The sequence below is a fragment of the Chitinophaga dinghuensis genome, assembly GCF_003259435.1.
GTDB lineage: Bacteria > Bacteroidota > Bacteroidia > Chitinophagales > Chitinophagaceae > Chitinophaga > Chitinophaga dinghuensis.
On sequence record NZ_QLMA01000001.1, the window covers coordinates 938,458 to 956,885 of the forward strand.

An 18,428-nucleotide genomic window follows, 5' to 3' on the forward strand; every position below is an offset into this window, starting at 1 on the left:
AAAAGCCCCGGAAAGTGTGATTTTCCGGGGCGGGTTTTCAAGAATGGTTATTATTTCTTTTCTTCTGTGAAGCTGATGGCGTATCCGCCGCCAGGAGCACAGTATTGAGAGAGTTTCGACTTATTCGTTACCGTTATCTTCCGGATCGTGTATGCCTGTGGGTTAGTTTTGTAATGTGCCTCTTTCGCATCTGCATAGATGGTGGCAGTATACTTTTTACCAGCTTCCAGGAAATCCAGCGTAATAGTAGAAGTGCGGGCATTTTCTCCTTGCACGCTGCCTATGAACCACTGACCGGTACCTTTTGCTTTACGCGCTACCGTGATATACTGTCCTGGCTCTGCTTCCAGGTATTTGCTTTCATCCCAATCCACTGCTACATCTTTAATAAACTGGAAAGCATCTTTAAAACGCATGTAATTTTCCGGAATATCCGCCGCCATCTGTAATGGGCTATACATGGTTAAGTAGAGTGCCAGTTGATTTGCGAGGGTACTGTTTACATGGGAATGGTTATCCGGATTCATTTTGCTGATATCCATTTCGAAGATACCAGGGGTATAGTCCATCGGACCGCCTACCAGGCGAGTGAAGGGCAGAATAGTTACATGATTAGGTTTGTTACCGCCGAAAGCCTGGTACTCTGTACCTCTGGCAGATTCATTACCGATCAGGTTGGGATACGTACGTGCGATACCGGTAGGACGTACTGCCTCGTGTGCATTCACCATGATATGATATTGCGCCGCTTTTTCAATTGCATACTGATAGTGGTTCAGTATCCATTGACTATAGTGATGTTCGCCGCGTGGGAGCATATTGCCCACATAGCCGCTTTTGACTGCGTCATATCCATTCGCGCGCATGAATTTGTAAGCCGTATCCATATGACGTTCGTAGTTTCTAACGGACGCGGAGGTTTCATGGTGCATGATTATTTTCACGCCTTTAGAGGCTGCATAGGCTTGTAGCGCAGCTACGTCGAAGTCGGGATACGGTGTCACGAAATCAAAAACATAATCTTTTGAATTGCCGAACCAGTCTTCCCAGCCTACATTCCAGCCTTCTACCAGTACGCCGCCGAAGCCATTCTCTGCTGCGAAATCGATGTATTTTTTCACATTGGCATTGTTTGCGCCATGTTTACCGTTTGGTACGGCTTTGCTGTAATCTGTAACGCCTAACTGAACGGTAGGGTATTGATCTGTATAGGCCCAGGTACTTTTTCCGGTGATCATTTCCCACCATACGCCTACATACTTCACTGGTTTGATCCAGTCGGTATTCGCAATTTTCGTAGGCTCGTTCAGGTTATAGGTCATCTTGCTGGCGAGGATATCTCTGGCATCGTCGCTTACGATGATGGTGCGCCATGGAGAGGTGCAAGGGGCCTGCATATGGCCTTTGTCGCCGGTAGCGTCAGGAGTGAGCCATGACTGGAAGATCATGTTTTTGTCGTCCAGGTTCAGATGCATGCAGGAGTAGTTAATCAATGCTGCTTCATGCAGATTGATATAGATGCCTTCTGCTGTTTTCATCATGAGAGACGTTTGTACGCCAGTAGGCGAGAAGGTGGTCTGTGATACGTTAGGCGTAACAGCTTTAGGCATCAGGCCACGTATTTCAGAGAGTTTGGAGGTGGTGTAATCGTATTCCTGGGTATCGTAATCGCCGGGAATCCAGAAGGCGGTGTGGTCGCCGGTCATGGCGAACTGCGTTTTCTCTTCTTTGATAACGAAGTAGGTCAGATTCTTCTGAGCCGGGAATTCGTAACGGAATCCAAGTCCGTCATTGAAGAGGCGGAAGCGAATAATCACCTGGCGGTCCGTAGCCTGCTGTTGCAAGGTAACGGCCATCTCATTATAATGGTTACGGATTGTTTTCACTTCTCCCCATACCGGATTCCAGCTCTCATCAAAGGTGTTGCGCTTGGTGTCGGCTATAGAGAACCCATGGAGCAAAGATTGTTTGTCGTCTTTCAATTCCAGTCCCAACGTACTTTCCTTTACAACAGGTTTGCCTTTGTAGGTCAACTGATAGGTCGGAGTCCCGTCTTTCAGCAGACTGAAGGTCATTATAAATTTTTCATCGGGAGATTTTAGTTCCTGCGCATAGGCATAGCAGTAAGAGATCAGCCACGTGGAAATCAGTAAAAGGTACTTCTTCATATTGATACTTTGATATTTATCGTCGCAAACCTGAAAACTACTATAACCGGCCCTTTTGTTCGTTGTTGTGTGTATAAGGAAAGGCGGTGTTTGTATAAGAAATCCGGGGTTTGGTATCTGTGGCCAAAAAGACCGCTAAAATCGGGCATCTACAAGCGAAAATAATAATTTTTGCAAACGATTGCAAAAATTAGAAAAATTTGTTATTTTAGAGAAGAAGTTATGTTCACCTATGAAAGAAGTCCTGCGATATAACTTGCAGGGAAGGCATTGTTAATCAGATGATTTACCGTATTTAAAACCGCAAAACCCACCTCAGTATGAGATTTGTTTTTTACCCACTTTTATCTAAGCTTCACCACAAGCTATTGCTTTTATTATTAGGTATCTTAACGGTAGGGCAACTACAGGCTGCTACTGTAAATGTTTCTTCCTTATCGGCATTACAAACGGCTATTAACAATGCTGTAGCGGGAGATGTGATTATTTTGGCCAATGGCGTGTATACGGCTACTACTGCTATCAACATCAATAAGCAGGGTACTGCTACGCAGCCGATTACTATTCAGGCGCAGACCATCGGAGGCGTGGAGATTACCGGTACTGCCGGCGTGACGCTCACCGGCTCTGCGAAGTACATTATCATCAAAGGGTTCAAGTTTACTTTTAATGCCAGTCTCGCTACCATGGCCAGCGGCACCAGTTTTTGCCGTTGGACCCGCAATGTGTTTCAAACACCTGGCGCTGGTGAAAATTTACTGTTGAATGGAAATGACCACGAGGTAGATTACAATACTTTTCAGCATAAAAATGCCATGGGCAGATTTATTGCTGTGAGAGGCAGTGGCAGTCAGATCGCGCAGCGACTGCATATCCATCACAACTATTTTTATGACCAGGCGCCTCAAACGGACAATGGCGCTGAAACTGTGCAGTTCGGCCTCAGTGGTTACAGTCTGTCTTCCTCTAATAGTGTGTTTGAATATAATTTATTTGAGAATTGTGCAGGAGAGAATGAACTGCTTTCTGTAAAGGCATCCGCAGTAACTATACGTTACAATACTATCCGAAATTGTGCTGCGCAGTTTACCCTGCGTCACGGAAATTTCGATGTGGTATATGGTAACTACTTCATCAACACACCAGGTATCCGCATCTTCGGAGACGATCATAAAATATTCAGCAATCATTTTGAAAACTGCAATCCTGCCATCAACATTGGAAATGGCGATGGAGAGGTAGCAAACGGTGATGCATTAACCGTGCATGACCGGCCAGATCGGTGTCTCATTGCATTCAACACCCTGGTGAATAATACCACCAATTATGTGCAATCCGGTAGATCCGGAGGATTAGGCGCTACTTATACCACTTTCGCCAATAACATTATCCAGGGCGGTGGGCCGGCAGCTTCTATTGCAGGACCTTATACAAATGCTACCTGGACAGGCAACATCATCTATAATACCAATGGGGCCGGCGCGCTGCCTTCTGCTAGTTATATTACTGTAAACCCGCAACTGGCAAGGGATGCCACAGGATCTTTCCACTTGCAAAGCGGTAGTCCTGCTATAGATGCCGCTGTGGGTACTTATACTGGTATTGTAGCAGATATGGATGGACAGCCTCGTTCTGGTACGCTGGATGTAGGTGCAGACGAGGTGTCTGCCGCTCCTGTCATTGCCCGTTTATTACAACCCGCTATGGTAGGAGTAAATGGCGCAGACCCGGTAGATTGCCAGCCCGTGATAGCCAGCGCCGATGACGGAAATGTGCCGGCGAATGTATTGGACGGCGACTTTAACACCCGTTGGTCTGCCAGTGGAGACGGTCAATGGATACAGTTTTGTTTAGGTGACACCATGAAGGTCACAGGTGTGAAAATCGCTTTCTTAAGCGGAAACCAACGTAAATCGACCTTCGATATAAAAGTGGGTTATGATACCAGTAACTTGTCTACCGCCGCAGCAGGCCTGGTAAGTTCCGGTACCACCACCGCATTCGAGACATTCAATCTCGCCACCCCTGTAACGGCAAGGTATGTACGAATTGTAGGCCATGGCAACAGCCTGAACTTATGGAACAGTTATACTGAGGTGCAAATCCTTACCAGCAGTACATTAGCGGCTGCCAAAACAGCGCCAGCTACCGAAATGGTACTGGATGTATATCCAAATCCTGCCGGTTCCCAGGCTACAGCTACCTTTGAACTGAAACAGCCTACTGTAGTGTCGCTGGTACTGTACGATCTCTCTGGCAAAGTGATTAAAAACATAGCTGCCGGACGGTTGTCTTCCGGTAAACATACTTATGCACTCCCGCTCGAAAACCTGAGTGGAAGTACTTATCTGTTGCAACTGAACTGTAACGGACAAATTACCAGCAAAAAGATTAGCCGCCTGTAAACATATACTGAACATAACTTCCAGGGCTGACCGAATGGTCGGCCCTATTTTTTTGGTAGCTTAGCGCCATGAGTTTAACGTTTATGGATTTTATAAATAGCGTCCAGCAACTGGGAGGACTGCCTAACGCAGATGTTCCGCAGTTAGAGCAGCAGCTGGAAGAGCTATTTGACATGGAAGGGTATGAAGATTACTGGGAAGATACTGTATCATGCCTGGATTTACCACGAGCAGTGAAAGCCCTTTCAGACCTGGATAAAGCGGGGTATTTCAGATATGCGGCTACAGACATGAAAGATCTGATTCACTTATATCATATTGTCTGGTTCAATGAAGACGGATTGTATAATGACAGCCTTTATGGCCCTGAATCTATTCTTTTCCTGGATCAACGGTTTGTCTTCCTCGATGCGGAATATCTCTGTGAAACAGGGGGATTTGAATTTTTCCTGACCAATCTGAGATTAGCCACAGACAGTATGGGCGTGGAGTTGGATTATGAGGAACGATACGAAGCATATGCTCCTGGGAAATACGCTTATCGCATGTTTGTGAATGGAAAGCCATTTACTTTCAACTTGGACGCAGAAAAGCATCCACATATTTTTGCACATGCAGCGCTTAAAAGTATCCTTATCGTTAACAAGGAATTGGAATTGCAACAGTATCCGGAAAGACTATATCCCATATCTTTAGGTACCGATGGCGCCGTAATGATATTAACGCCGGAGCAGCAGCAGATGGTAGGGAGCCTGATTCCTGATGTACAGAATAAACCACTGACTATAGAAGAGTGGTGTAAAGAATTTGACGTACCGTATTGGGGAGATGATCCGGAATTATATCTGGGGTAAGACAGAATTTCCTACTGATTAATAAGACCTATGAAACTATCCTATAACGCATTTATACAGGAGATACGCCACCTCGGACAATTCCAGGATCTGGAGGATGATCGGTTGCAGTATCTGGAAGATTACCTGACCTATTTTTACAGGGAAATGCCGGAATATTGGTACAACGATATTGCCAATATTGATTTGCCCAAGGCGGTGAGTGTTGTCGCGAGCCTGGATAGAATGGGGTATTTCCGGTTAACAGATCCAGGTAAGGTGAATTTATTAAAGCTGTTTTACATAATGGGCTTTAATGAAAACTGTTTTAATGCGGAGATTATTTGGGAAGAGCAGCAGCTAGACAAGCGTTGGTATGTGGTAGATGGAGAAAATTTAATTGAAGGCGGTTTTGATGACCAGATGAAAGATATGCGACCCAGCTTTGAGCGACTTGGAGTACAAATTAATTATCGTATAGAATGGGTGGGCGATTCGCCAGGAGAGGGGGTAGCATATTACTACGTCAACGATCATGTATATTCCTCCGATTTTCGTAAAGAAACAGCCCCTGGTTACTCCCATTGGGATCTTTACGGACTTAAGTTTATCCTGATAATAAACAGGGAATTAGAGTTGCAGGAAGTAACGGAAAGATTATATCCATATTGTAGCGGTAATAGTTTGGCCGTGCTGATACTGACTCCGGAACAACAAGCCTATATTCAATCCGTAACAACGAATCCCCGGGAAACGCCATTGGTAATAGAGGAATGGTGTCAGCTATTCAACGTACCTTTTCGTGGCTATGATCCGCAGCTTTACTTTTAATAGACATTCTACCAACTGTAAGACACACTAAAGTTTCCTGTCTCATTATTGGATAATCCGTTCACAATTGGATTGGTGGTCTTCTGGCCGAGAGAGAATCCCCAACGTTTATAGGTTCCCGTTAGTGCAATATCCAGATGCGGGAGTACTTTTTTACGGGAATAGGGGCGAAGGTTTTCTGCCTGTTCTGCCGGATAGGGCACAGAAGTGAATACGCCGCCGTCTACCAGGGAGTTATGGAAATTGGCCGCCAGGCTGGGGCGGATGGTAGTGTACAATTGCCATGGCTTGTGATCGTGTCTGCCGTTACTATACTGTTGAAAGAAACCATCATAATAGGGCTTCATCCAACCAATACGGATATTGGAATAAAGCGCGAGCCCATCAATCATAGTACCCAGGAAACCCTGTGCGCCTCCACTGATCTGCATGTGAGGCCCCAAATCAAGAATTTCCTTTTCCACAATAAAATTCAGATTGATCAGCACGTCAGTTTTTAACTGGTAGCCCCAACCTGCGGGCTTACGATAGTCCAGAATATGATGTAGCAGCGTCTGCATTTCCTTTGCCAGGGCGGGAGGGCCCATTACTCCCATCACCAGTTCCGTTTGCAGGTTATATTTCTTTACAGGATTGGAAGAATGAAGAGAATGGGTGAGATACAACCCTCCGGAGTAGTAATAGTCGGCCGGATCAGGGACCGGCCATGTCAGGTAGGTTGGTGTGAACATTACCTGCATGAAACTATAACCATAGGTATTCACTGCATTAGGGCCGGCTTTGGGCATCCAGGTATCCAGTATAGAGCGACTAGGTTTATCTTTCAGATAAAACAGATCGAATCGGGTGCCATTCGTATAGGCCTGGTCGTTATTGAAATGTATGACGTTGATGAAGTCGTTATCTTCATACAATCTGAACATTCGTTTATATTCCTGCTTTTCCTGTGCCATTGCGGGAAATGTCAATCCCAGTATCAGGCAACATTGTATAATTAACTTCATGCCATCCGCCGTTAGAAGAGTTAAATGATTTGCTCAAAAGGGCGTCCAGGAGCAAAGATATATAGTTAAGGCTTTCAATTTAATCCCAGGCGCTTTTTTACTTCCGCTGGCCGGAACCCAGATTTGCGGAATGGATGCGCTTCTGTATTGAAGACATATTTATCCGGATTAACGCCATCATTGCCGCCAAACAGCAGATAGTAGTACTTCATCGTTTCAGCAAAGAAGAAAGTAGGGAGTTCGTTACGCTGTTTTTTCGTACGTACGTCAGCGATAGCAGTAAAGGCAATATCTGTCTTGCAGTATTTTATCATGTCCTGATAATATTGCTGTCCCCTGGCGAGATATTTGGCATCGTCCGTGAAATAGTGGAGATACCAGGTAGATTCGATGATCTCCGGGTTGAGATCATAACTCGGATTAAAAGGAATCCCTTTTCTATAATCGTATTCCATGGGCTCTAATCCGTATTTATTCCACAAGCCATTCCATGTATCCTGGAAAACGGCAGCCCTGGCGGTATCTCCGGCAAGGCATAAGAGTCCTGCCCAGAAAGCGTCGTAGAGGGTAACGGTGGTGGATGTACGTTCTCCGGTATCCATATTGACACGCCCATACCAGACACCGGTGGACGTATGATCCGGAATGTATCGGTTGATAGCGGTAAGACTTCTGTCCCAGATAGGTTTCAGATCGGGATCTTTAAACAGCAACCAGGTTTTCAGGAGGTATTCATAATAGGAGTCGACGCCAGCCCCAATGAAACTGTTGCGGTTGACCCATTCCCCCGTTTCATTGTTGATTTCTTCTCCCACAAGATCCAATGCAGAACGCTTACTCCAGAGGTAGAGGTTCGCTTTTTTTGCGGCCTGGTAGTATTTGGGGTCTTTTGTATAATAGCTGAGAATACCCATTTCGAATATATAGGAACCGGCTTCCGCAGTATTCACCTTGTATCCCTTTACAGCCCCTGTTTTCAGGTTGACCCAATAGTAGGGGATACCGGTGCGCGACTTAAACGCCTGTAATAGCCGGTCGCCAAAATCTTTTGTCTTTTCCAGGATGCGCGGATCGCGGGTATATTCATACATACAGAGCAGACCGCCCAGTACGCGTATATTGACCTCAAAGGTTTTAACATAGATATCTTTATCAAAGCTCACACTGTCTTTGATATACTGTTCCACTTCCGCTGCATATTTGTTCAGATGCATGACCCGCATAGTGCTATAGGCATCTATAGGGGAAATATGAAGGGATTCCTTATACCAATCTGATGCGGTTTTAGTAAGCGGTTCCAGTACGTCATGCCCCCAGGCATAGGTACGGTAAGCTTCCCAGGATCTGACGAATTCATTCTTTACATCTTCTGCTGTGGGAGCAATCGTTTGCGCGGTAGCGGTTAATACCAGCAACCAGCTTGTAAGGAATGTCAGGATGATTCGCTTCATGATACGGTATACTTTAAAGGGGAATGCAGAACGCTCTGATAGGGAAGGTAGGAAATATTATGGTAAAAAGACATTAGACGATTATCCGAATAAGCCAGGCAATATTTACCTTGTAGTGTAACTTTAGGACTTGAGGGATGAATGAGGGTGATTGGTGAATTCACTGCAAACGTTTACCTTGACTGACGGTAGTTTTGGGAGGAACAAAACATTTTTAGTATGAACATCACAATGATATTAAAGAAGGACTTGCCCGGCACCATTCTCCGGCGATTATACTGGATACCGCTGCCTTTCATTTTCGCATTCCTCGTATGGATATCCCAGCGTACCACTCCCTTTTTACAGGAACGTTTCATGGACTCCTATGGCACTATCCTCCAGAATAATTTCGTGACCAGTCTGATCATATTAATGGTGGGTATTCGTACCTTCTTTACAGTAGAAAAATTGGTGCTGGCAGACCGAAATGCCAGATGGAGTGCAAAAAACATAATTGCCCTTGCTTTTCTGGGCATTTATCCTATTCTGATTTTGGTCGTCATGTATTGCATCTCCTGGCCTATTGCATTTATTGGAGGTTATCTGTTGCTTTGTGGTTATGTTACTATCTTTCCTTCCGCCATACTGGGAATGTTATCTGCCACTATACAACAATGGAATAAGGCCAAACATCGCATGCTGGAACTGCAGCGCAACAATGCCGTGATGGAGAAAGAACTGCTACAGGCCAGAACGAGCCCGCATTTTCTCTTTAACACCATCAATAACATTGATGCATTGATAACCAGGGAACCGGAAAGAGCCTCTCTGTATCTTAATAAACTCTCCGGTATTCTGCGGTTTATGTTGTATGAGTCCAGTGCCGACAGTGTGCCGCTGGGAGTGGAACTTAGTTATATTGAAGAGTATGTAAATCTGCAACGTATTCGCTCAGTGAACCAGGACTTCGTACGTATGCATGTTACAGGAGATACTAATTCCTGGTTGATTACGCCTATGATCTTTATCCCTATCATTGAGAACGCTTTCAAGCATGTGTCTACCAAACTTACCAATGACGCCATCACGCTAAATTTCGCGATGGAAGGAAACAAGATTATCTTCAATTGTATCAATCTTTTTCAACCTGAAAAGCCGTCTGCAGATGAAGGCGGACTTGGATTAGGGCTGGTAACACAACGACTGGAACTGATGTATCCCGGAAGATATAGCATGCATACCGCAGTGAAAGGAAATAGTTATCACGTGTACTTAAAAATTGAACTCGATGCAGTTGGAATGTATCATCATTGAAGATGAACCGTTGTCCCTGGAAAAGACCGCTGGGTTTGTTGCGAAAGTCCCTTACCTGAAACTGGCAGGGACTTTCTACAGTAGTATGGATGCCTTGCAATATCTGAAAGAACATAAAACAGATCTTATTTTTCTGGATATTGAAATGGAAGGACTGACAGGCATAGAATTGTTACAGTCGCTACAACAGCGGCCGGCAGTGATTATCACCTCTGCTTTTGAGAAATATGCATTGAAGGGATATGAACTGAATGTGGTGGACTATCTGCTGAAGCCTTTTGACTTTCCCCGTTTCCTACAGGCAGTGGATAAGGTAGCTGTCAGGGATAACGTTGCCGCACGTACGGAAAGAAATTTCTTTATGATTCAGCATTCATGGCGTACCCAGAAAGTATGCTACCAGGATGTACTGTATATAGAAGGAATGCGGGAATATCGCTGTATTTATACTGCTAAAGAGAAAATTCTCACTTTGCAGTCTTTCATTGAACTGGAGCAGATGCTGGACGCTACGAAGATCTGCCGTATACATAAATCCTGGATGGTCAATGTAGAAAAGGTGGAATTTATTGAGAAAGGCCAGGTAAAAATTGGAGATAAATTCCTGCCATTGAGTGAAACGTATAAATCCGGTTTCTATAAAGTCATGGGACTGAGCGAGTCCGGAGAAAGATGAAAAATAATTCCTGATAATAATTGTAAGTTTGACAATTAATTTGTTTTTTTGAGGATAGGAGGTATACCTCCCCGTTATGAAAACTAAATCCTCGTTATGAAAAAGTATTGTTATATCCGTCTGGGCATAATGGGTTTGCTGCTATCCTGGCAGGCCGTTAATGCACAGAATACTGTTAGCTTTCTGAAAGACACCACCGGACCCGTTATTAATCGAAATATTTACGGCCATTTTGCGGAACATCTGGGAAACTGTATCTATGGCGGTTTTTACGTGGGAGACACGAGTCATATACCCAATACCAAAGGCGTCAGGCAGGATGTGATAGCCGCATTGCGTAAATTGAAGATACCTAATTTGCGCTGGCCTGGCGGCTGTTTTGCAGATACCTATCACTGGAAAGATGGGATAGGCCCGAAGGCAGGACGTCCGGCGATTGTGAACACGTGGTGGGGAAATGTTACGGAAGACAACAGCTTTGGCACCCACGACTTTCTTAACATGTGCGAGGAGTTAGGCACAGAGCCCTACCTGGCAGGAAATGTTGGTAGTGGCACCGTACAGGAGCTATCAGATTGGGTACAGTATGTCAATTTTGAGGGGAAAAGTCCGATGTCGGACCTTCGGGTGCAGCATGGCAGGAATAATCCCTGGAAAGTGCGTTTCTGGGGCGTAGGGAATGAAGCCTGGGGCTGTGGAGGCAATATGCGGCCGGAGTACTATGCAGACATTTACCGCAAGTATGCCACCTTCATGCATAGCAACTGGAAAAATGAACATCTCTTCCGCATTGCTTCCGGCGCCAATTCCTCCGATTACAACTGGACGGAAGTACTGATGAAGAACATTCCTAAAAACTTACTGGAAGGCGTGGCCTTGCATCATTATGCTGTGATTAGTTGGAATCAGAAGGGAGATGCAGTGAACTTCAGTGAGCGCCAGTATTTTCAGACCATGCAATCCGGTTTATTCATGGACAGCCTGATTCATAAACACAGCGCCATCATGGATAAGTATGATCCCCAGAAGAAAGTAGCCCTGGTGGTAGACGAATGGGGCGGTTGGTATGATGTAGCATCCGGTACCAATCCGGGTTTCCTCTTCCAGCAGAATACCATGCGCGATGCAGTACTGGCGGGAGCTACGCTGAATATTTTCAATAATCATGCAGACAGAGTACGTATGGCCAACCTGGCCCAGGCCATCAATGTATTGCAATCCGTCATCCTCACCCATGGAGATACCATGATCCTCACGCCTACCTATCATGTAATGGAGATGTACAACGTGCATCAGGATGCGACCCTTATTCCCATAGCCATTCACAGCAACGACTATACGCTGGGTAAGGAAAAACTGCCTGCGGTATCCGTGTCTGCATCCAAAGACAAGGCAGGCGTTACCCATATCACGCTGGTGAATATCGATGCCAGCAAAGCCCAGGATATTACTGTGAATACGCAGGGGAGTTTTAAGTCGGTAAACGGCCGTCTCCTTACCTCCGCCAAACTGCAAGACTATAACAGTTTTTCCCAACCGGATAAAATCAAGCCAGTAGCCTTTAATGGCGCAGCTATCCGGAATGGCAACCTCACGGTAAAGATTCCGCCTTATGCTGTGGTGGTACTTACCTTGCAATAATTTTACCGGGAATACCTGAGGTCGTATTCCCCTTTTTTATAACCATTTTTATAATTGTCAATATTACAATTAATATGATGGGTGTTTATGTAATAGGGGTGGATTTTGGAACCGATTCTGTGAGGTCGGTGATTGTAGATAGCAGAAACGGCCAGGAAATAGCTACCACTGTAGTGCACTACCCCCGCTGGCAGCAAGGGTTGTACTGTAATCCCGCGGTGAATCAGTTTCGGCAGCATCCGCTGGATTATATCGAAAGCATGGAAAGTGGTATACGGCAGTGCCTTCGCATAGCCGGACCGGCGGTAGCATCCGGTATAGCGGCCATCTCAGTGGATACCACCGGCTCTACGCCGGTAGCAGTAGACGAATCAGGGACTCCGCTGGCATTGCTGCCCGCATTTAAAGATAATCCCAATGCCATGTTTGTCTTGTGGAAAGATCATACTGCCATCCCGGAAGCTGCCATTATCAATCATGCGGCGGCCCGCTTTCCGGTCGATTACCTGCAATTCGTAGGAGGGATATATTCTTCTGAATGGTTCTGGTCTAAGCTATTGCATCTGCTTCGTACAGACGAAAAGGTGAGCGCCGCAACCTGGTCCTGGGTAGAACATTGTGACTGGATTCCCTTTCTGCTTACAGGAGGTCGGGATGTACGCACCATGCGCAGAGGGATCTGCGGCGCAGGACATAAGGCATTATATGCCGAGGAGTTTGGCGGATTACCACCAGAAGAATTTTTCACCGCCATTGATCCGCTGTTAGGCGGTTTCAGATCACGGCTCTTTGATAAAGTTTATACCGCTGCCGATCCCGCAGGGAACCTCTCGGCGGAATGGGCAGAGCGACTGGGACTTCATACAGCCGTTATCGTTGGAGTAGGAGCATTTGATGCCCATATGGGCGCCGTTGGCGGACAAATAGCGCCCTATCATCTCAGTAAAGTCATGGGTACTTCTACCTGCGACATGCTGGTAGCCCCAATGGAGGATATGAAGGGACGTCTTGTGCGTGGGATTTGCGGCCAGGTGCCAGGTTCTGTTATTCCCGGAATGATGGGCATGGAAGCCGGACAGTCGGCTTTTGGAGATTGTTATGCCTGGCTGAGTAATCTCCTTGCCTGGCCATTGCAACAGCTCATTCCAGCTACCGCCTTCCTGGAACCAGCCATAGCAGCTAAAGTTCGGGATGATGCCCAGCAGCGGATACTACAGGAATTATCCAGACAAGCCGCTCTTATTCTTCCCGATGAACACAGCGAACTAGGAATAGACTGGCTGAATGGTCGACGTACTCCCGATGCCAATCAGGCCCTTAAAGGCACGCTTACCGGGTTACATCTGGCTTCTGATGCACCGCGACTTTTCCGGGCCATAGCAGAAGCTACCTGTTTTGGAGCCCGGGCTATCGTAGAGCGATTTGAAAGAGAAGGCATGCCGGTAAAAGGTTTGATAGGGATTGGCGGTGTTGCCAAAAAATCAGCGTTCATCATGCAACTGATGGCAGATACCATGAATATGCCTATCCGCATACATCGTTCTGAACAAACCTGCGCACTGGGGGCTGCTATGTTTGCCGCCACTGCCGCAGGATTATATACGCGCGTGGAAGATGCGATGGAGGCTATGGGACAAGGATTCGACAACGTTTATCAGCCCGATGTATCACGTGTCTCCCTATACGAAACACGCTACGAAAAGTATAAATCTCTGGGAGAATTCACCGCTACACTAACCATCAACTAAATATCATGCAGGTTTATCAAACCATCCGTGAGGCGGCATATGAAGCCAATATGCAATTACCGGCGCTGGGCCTGGTGTTGTTCACATTTGGTAATGTGAGCGCTGCAGATCGCAGTAAAGGACTGTTTGCCATTAAGCCCAGCGGCATTCCCTACCAGGAATTATCTCCCGCTAAAATGGTCGTGGTGGACTTTGACGGAAAAACAGTGGATGGCGCCCTGCGGCCTTCTTCTGATACTTTGACGCATGCCGTACTGTATAAGCATTGGGAAGACATATGCGGTATCGCGCATACGCATTCTACCTACGCAACGGCATGGGCACAAAGTCTGCGCGATATTCCCGTATACGGCACTACCCATGCTGATCATAACACCGTAGACATTCCCTGTGCATCCCCTATGTCGGATGAGATGATATCTGGGGACTATGAACTGCAAACCGGTTATCAGATTTTGAATACGCTCACTGCAAGAGGGTTGAGCCATCAGGAAATTGAAATGATCCTGATAGGTAATCATGGCCCTTTCACCTGGGGCGCTACTCCCGCCCAGGCGGTGTATAACAGCGCGGTACTAGAGAACATCGCACATATGGCGCATTTGACAGAATCGATAAATGGAACGGTAGGCCGACTGAAAGAGTCTCTCATTCGCAAACACTATGAACGTAAACATGGCCCGCAGTCGTACTACGGCCAATAAAAACTTTTTATGATCAACCTGAAATCGCTGGAACTATGGTTTATAACTGGTAGTCAGCATCTGTATGGAGAAGAAACTTTAAAACAGGTAGCAGCGCATAGCATGGAAATAGCTGCTGCCCTGAACGCTAATTTTCGTATACCCGTTACAGTGATATATAAACCTGTTGTAACCACTCCGGAAGAAATATATAACGTTTGCAGAGAAGCCACTGCCTCTCCGGCATGTATCGGCGTGATCACCTGGATGCATACGTTTTCACCTGCTAAAATGTGGATTCAGGGGTTGAAAGTTTTATCCAAACCATTATGTCATCTGCATACACAATATAACCAGGATATTCCCTGGCAGGATATTGATATGGATTTTATGAACCTGAATCAAAGCGCACATGGCGACCGTGAATTTGGTTTTATGGTGAGTCGTATGCGAATGAACAGAAAAGTAATTGTGGGTCATTGGCAGGATGAAGCAGTAATAGGAGAGTTGGGCGCATGGGCGAGGGTTGCAGCCGGGTGGCATGATTGGCAAGGCGCCAGATATGTTCGATTCGGGGATAATATGCGGTATGTGGCGGTTACAGAGGGAGATAAGGTGGAAGCGGAGTCTAAATTTGGCTTCTCTTGCAATACCCACGGTATTGGTGATCTTGTTCGTGTAGTAAATGAAATAACAGATGATGAGGCGGATAAATTGGTGCAGGAATACGCGGACGCCTATACGATTTCCGGAAATCTGTTATTGGATAATGCCTTGCGGGAGGCTGCCAGAATTGAGCTGGGAATGAAATATTTCCTGGAGGCTGGAAATTACAAGGGCTTCTCTGATACCTTCGAAGATCTGCATGGATTGCAGCAATTGCCGGGTATTGCCGTACAGCGCCTTATGCAGGCAGGTTATGGATTTGCAGGGGAAGGTGATTGGAAAACGGCCGCCCTCGTACGCGCGATGAAAGTCATGGGACATGGCCTGCCTGGTGGTAATTCATTCATGGAAGATTATACTTATCACTTGGCTCCGGGAAATAATATGGTGCTGGGCGCGCATATGTTGGAAATTTGTGCCTCCATTGCAGCAGGAAAACCTTCCTGTGAGAAGCATCCATTGGGAATAGGAGGAAAGGCTGATCCGGTGCGATTAATATTTGATGTGGCGCTGGGTGATGCCCTCAATGCCTCCCTGGTAGACATGGGAAATAGATTTCGTTTAGTCGTTAACGAAGTAACTGCCGTTATCCCGCCGAAACCGCTTCCGAAGTTGCCTGTTGCCCGTGTCCTTTGGAAACCATTGCCGGATATGTCTATCGCTTGTACTGCCTGGATATTGGCTGGAGGAGCGCATCATACTTGTTATAGCCAGAATGTAAGCGCTATGCAGTTGCAGGATTTCGCAGATATAGCGGGCATCGAAATGTTACTGATTGATGAACATACAGACCTGCGTCATTTTAAAAATGAAATTCGCTGGAATGAAGCCAGCTATAGGTAGCTAAGGATACATCACCCACTCTTTGTCTTTTATCATTCTCCCCGTGCACAAATCACTATATTTGTGCAACGGGGAATCTGTTTCCTGTTAGACGCAGTTATGAAAAAATATTCCAAGCAGTCCAGAATGCTCCTGGCGGTAGATTGTATCATATTTGGTTTCGATGGCCAGGAACTGAAGCTGTTACTGATTCAGCGCGGTTTTGAACCTCGCAAGGGAGAGTGGAGCCTGGTGGGAGGTTTTGTAAATGCAGATGAAAGTGCCGATACCGCAGCAGCCCGAATCCTGAGTAAACTAAGTGGGCTGGATGGCGTATATATGGAGCAGTTGCATACCTTCTCTGCCCCACACCGAGATACCGTGGAGCGTACAGTGTCTGTAGCTTATACGGCTCTGATTGATATTCAAAAACTCAAGCAACAATTGCATGAAGATTTTCATGCGGTCTGGTTTCCAATAAATCATCATCCTGCGCTTATATTTGATCATCAGCAGATGGTGGATAAAGCGAAAGAGGTATTGCGCTATAAAGCTGCGCTGCACCCGCTTTTGCTGGAGCTGATGCCTGCGAAATTTACTATTCCCCAATTGCAGCAATTATATGAATCGGTGTATCATCAAACCTTTGATAAGGGGAATTTCTCCCGCAAAATATTATCTACAAAGTTGTTGGTGAAGCTAACGGATAAGGATAAACTGAGTTCCAAAAAAGGGGCTTACTATTATAAGGTAGACCGGAAGCGTTATGAGGCCAGCAAACAGGCTGCGCTGCATTTTATGCCGGGTGATAGTCAGTAAAATAGTAATTTATTCTGCCATAATGGGAAGGCCGCCGGCATAGTATTTCAACTCAATGATACCGTTGGGTATATTTTTCGAATTCCAGGCATTGTGAATAGCCAGGGCCGCGCCCATAGCGGTGGCTTGGGCCATAGAGGCTGCAAATACTTCTACTCCGGTAAACAGCATGGCCAGCATATTCATGTAAATCTGGTTTTTACTGAACCCGCCATCTACAAAAATTCTTTTCACACTATTATCGTTCATGACTAATCTGGTAGCCTGGTATTGCTGTGCTGCAAGGTCGAACAACAGTTGATGATAAGCGGCTGTGTCGGTGGAGAACTGGTGCAGGTCTCTCTCTGCAAAAATACCTGCTGGCTTCAATGGAAGTGTGGGATCGTATTCCATGTGCCGGTATTTTAAAGTAGCTTGCCCAAAGTGTGCCGCAATTCGTTTCATCTGTTGTTCATGTTCGTAGCCCGCAAATAATCGGGAGGCCTTCACCGGATTTCCCTGGTAAGTCATGTAGCAAAGACAATCTTGTCGTAGTTCTGCTGCGGTGAGCGGGGTATGATTAAATGGATTCAGACTGATGCACCAGGTGCCGGTGCTTAACAGAATGAAGGGCTCATGAAAGCATACGAGATAGGGTATCAGCGCGGCGGAGCTGTCATGCAGACCGGTACCGATCTGGTAAGTATTACCGGGAAACAGCGGAGGTAATACTTGGGCGGCGGGCATAATGGGCGCCAGTTTTTCGTATATTCCTTCCTGATATACCCAGTGATGGTATTTATTTTCCTGGAAGTTCCAGAGATTGGTATGACAGCCGATGCTGGTAATATCGCTGGCTGGAACGCCGGTGAGCAGGTAGCTCATGTACTGTGGCAGGTGCAGGGCATAACGGGTAGCCTGAAAAATAGCAGGTTGCTCATATTTGAGTCGGTACAATTGCATACCGGAATTAAGACTGCCGAGTACGGGAGATGACATCTGCACTGACAACAGATCTTCCCCACCGTATTGGTGGTAGAAGTTCTGTTGTAGGGCAGCAGGGTATTGCTTAAGATAGTTGTAAAGGGGGGTGAGGGGGCGGCCTTCTTCATCAATATACACGAAGCTTGCGCCGTAGGTAGAGCAATTAATTGCTTTGACTTCTACGTCCTTTTTTTTGAAGACTTCCCGCAGTGAATCAAAAACAGATAAGCGGAGACTTTCGAGGTTTTCGCAGGGATCTCCGTCTTCGTCTGTTGTTTCGTTAAATCTGGCGGTACGTTCAAAAATAAGCTGGTATTGCTCATCAAAGAGGAGCAGTTTTTTGTTGGTTTTACCAACATCAAAGATGACTATGACCGGTGTCTTTTTCATGCCTGGTAAAAAGTTTGGGGCCAACGCATGAA

At 46.1% G+C, this 18,428-nt stretch carries 14 protein-coding genes; 10 read left to right on the forward strand and 4 right to left on the reverse strand.

Features of this window, described 5'->3' with window-relative positions:
* Positions 1-50: 50 nt before the first annotated feature.
* Positions 51-2,168 carry a glycoside hydrolase family 97 protein gene (locus CLV59_RS03840; protein WP_111590669.1) on the reverse strand — a complete coding sequence of 706 codons (2,118 nt, stop codon included), beginning with the start codon at positions 2,166-2,168 and terminating at the stop codon, positions 51-53.
* A gap of 320 nt (positions 2,169-2,488) precedes the next feature.
* Here CLV59_RS03840 and CLV59_RS03845 point away from each other — a divergent pair, with 320 nt between their 5' ends.
* The 3 genes from CLV59_RS03845 (at position 2,489) to CLV59_RS03855 (ending at position 6,237) form a co-directional block, all read left to right on the forward strand.
* Positions 2,489-4,573 carry a chondroitinase-B domain-containing protein gene (locus tag CLV59_RS03845; protein WP_111590670.1) on the forward strand — a complete coding sequence of 695 codons (2,085 nt, stop codon included), beginning with the start codon at positions 2,489-2,491 and terminating at the stop codon, positions 4,571-4,573.
* Positions 4,574-4,656: 83 nt separating this feature from the next.
* Entirely contained in the window at positions 4,657-5,427 is a 771-nt protein-coding gene (locus tag CLV59_RS03850) for a hypothetical protein (protein ID WP_111590671.1), read from the forward strand.
* A 30-nt stretch (positions 5,428-5,457) separates the two neighbouring features.
* A complete protein-coding gene (locus tag CLV59_RS03855; RefSeq protein WP_111590672.1) occupies positions 5,458-6,237 on the forward strand; it encodes a hypothetical protein in 780 nt (259 codons plus the stop codon).
* A gap of 8 nt (positions 6,238-6,245) precedes the next feature.
* Here CLV59_RS03855 and CLV59_RS03860 read toward each other — a convergent pair whose 3' ends face one another.
* Entirely contained in the window at positions 6,246-7,241 is a 996-nt protein-coding gene (locus CLV59_RS03860) for a lipid A deacylase LpxR family protein (protein ID WP_111590673.1), read from the reverse strand.
* 74 nt (positions 7,242-7,315) lie between these two features.
* Positions 7,316-8,692 (reverse strand): glycoside hydrolase family 47 protein, encoded by a 1,377-nt coding sequence (locus tag CLV59_RS03865; protein WP_111590674.1) that lies wholly within the window; start codon positions 8,690-8,692, stop codon positions 7,316-7,318.
* 219 nt (positions 8,693-8,911) lie between these two features.
* Here CLV59_RS03865 and CLV59_RS03870 point away from each other — a divergent pair, with 219 nt between their 5' ends.
* From CLV59_RS03870 to CLV59_RS03900, 7 genes are all read left to right on the forward strand, one after another.
* Complete coding sequence (locus CLV59_RS03870; protein ID WP_111590675.1) at positions 8,912-9,988, forward strand: sensor histidine kinase; 1,077 nt, start codon at positions 8,912-8,914, stop codon at positions 9,986-9,988.
* Positions 9,963-10,664, forward strand: a complete 702-nt coding sequence (locus CLV59_RS03875) for a LytR/AlgR family response regulator transcription factor (protein ID WP_111590676.1) — start codon at positions 9,963-9,965, stop codon at positions 10,662-10,664. The genes CLV59_RS03870 and CLV59_RS03875 overlap by 26 nt, the downstream gene beginning before the upstream one ends.
* 96 nt (positions 10,665-10,760) lie before the next feature.
* Positions 10,761-12,305, forward strand: coding sequence for an alpha-N-arabinofuranosidase (locus CLV59_RS03880; protein WP_111590677.1), 1,545 nt, complete (start codon positions 10,761-10,763; stop codon positions 12,303-12,305).
* 74 nt (positions 12,306-12,379) lie between these two features.
* On the forward strand, positions 12,380-14,053 hold the full coding sequence (locus CLV59_RS03885; RefSeq protein ID WP_111590678.1) for a ribulokinase: 1,674 nt from the start codon (positions 12,380-12,382) through the stop codon (positions 14,051-14,053).
* Between the two features lie 5 nt (positions 14,054-14,058).
* On the forward strand, positions 14,059-14,757 hold the full coding sequence (gene araD / locus CLV59_RS03890; protein ID WP_111590679.1) for an L-ribulose-5-phosphate 4-epimerase AraD: 699 nt from the start codon (positions 14,059-14,061) through the stop codon (positions 14,755-14,757).
* 9 nt (positions 14,758-14,766) lie between these two features.
* Positions 14,767-16,245, forward strand: a complete 1,479-nt coding sequence (gene araA / locus CLV59_RS03895; RefSeq protein WP_111590680.1) for an L-arabinose isomerase — start codon at positions 14,767-14,769, stop codon at positions 16,243-16,245.
* 99 nt (positions 16,246-16,344) lie between these two features.
* A complete protein-coding gene (locus CLV59_RS03900; protein ID WP_111590681.1) occupies positions 16,345-17,043 on the forward strand; it encodes an NUDIX hydrolase in 699 nt (232 codons plus the stop codon).
* 9 nt (positions 17,044-17,052) lie between these two features.
* Here the strand turns inward: CLV59_RS03900 and CLV59_RS03905 are convergent, their stop codons facing one another.
* On the reverse strand, positions 17,053-18,396 hold the full coding sequence (locus tag CLV59_RS03905; protein ID WP_111590682.1) for an FGGY-family carbohydrate kinase: 1,344 nt from the start codon (positions 18,394-18,396) through the stop codon (positions 17,053-17,055).
* Positions 18,397-18,428 lie beyond the last annotated feature (32 nt).

Bases quoted from the DNA above. Each gene is read 5' to 3' on its own strand.
- CLV59_RS03840 (WP_111590669.1), bottom strand. From the start codon at position 2,168: ATGAAGAAGTACCTTTTACTGATTTCCACGTGGCTGATCTCTTACTGC.
- CLV59_RS03845 (WP_111590670.1), top strand. From the start codon at position 2,489: ATGAGATTTGTTTTTTACCCACTTTTATCTAAGCTTCACCACAAGCTA.
- CLV59_RS03850 (WP_111590671.1), top strand. From the start codon at position 4,657: ATGGATTTTATAAATAGCGTCCAGCAACTGGGAGGACTGCCTAACGCA.
- CLV59_RS03855 (WP_111590672.1), top strand. From the start codon at position 5,458: ATGAAACTATCCTATAACGCATTTATACAGGAGATACGCCACCTCGGA.
- CLV59_RS03860 (WP_111590673.1), bottom strand. From the start codon at position 7,241: ATGAAGTTAATTATACAATGTTGCCTGATACTGGGATTGACATTTCCC.
- CLV59_RS03865 (WP_111590674.1), bottom strand. From the start codon at position 8,692: ATGAAGCGAATCATCCTGACATTCCTTACAAGCTGGTTGCTGGTATTA.
- CLV59_RS03870 (WP_111590675.1), top strand. From the start codon at position 8,912: ATGAACATCACAATGATATTAAAGAAGGACTTGCCCGGCACCATTCTC.
- CLV59_RS03875 (WP_111590676.1), top strand. From the start codon at position 9,963: ATGCAGTTGGAATGTATCATCATTGAAGATGAACCGTTGTCCCTGGAA.
- CLV59_RS03880 (WP_111590677.1), top strand. From the start codon at position 10,761: ATGAAAAAGTATTGTTATATCCGTCTGGGCATAATGGGTTTGCTGCTA.
- CLV59_RS03885 (WP_111590678.1), top strand. From the start codon at position 12,380: ATGATGGGTGTTTATGTAATAGGGGTGGATTTTGGAACCGATTCTGTG.
- araD (WP_111590679.1), top strand. From the start codon at position 14,059: ATGCAGGTTTATCAAACCATCCGTGAGGCGGCATATGAAGCCAATATG.
- araA (WP_111590680.1), top strand. From the start codon at position 14,767: ATGATCAACCTGAAATCGCTGGAACTATGGTTTATAACTGGTAGTCAG.
- CLV59_RS03900 (WP_111590681.1), top strand. From the start codon at position 16,345: ATGAAAAAATATTCCAAGCAGTCCAGAATGCTCCTGGCGGTAGATTGT.
- CLV59_RS03905 (WP_111590682.1), bottom strand. From the start codon at position 18,396: ATGAAAAAGACACCGGTCATAGTCATCTTTGATGTTGGTAAAACCAAC.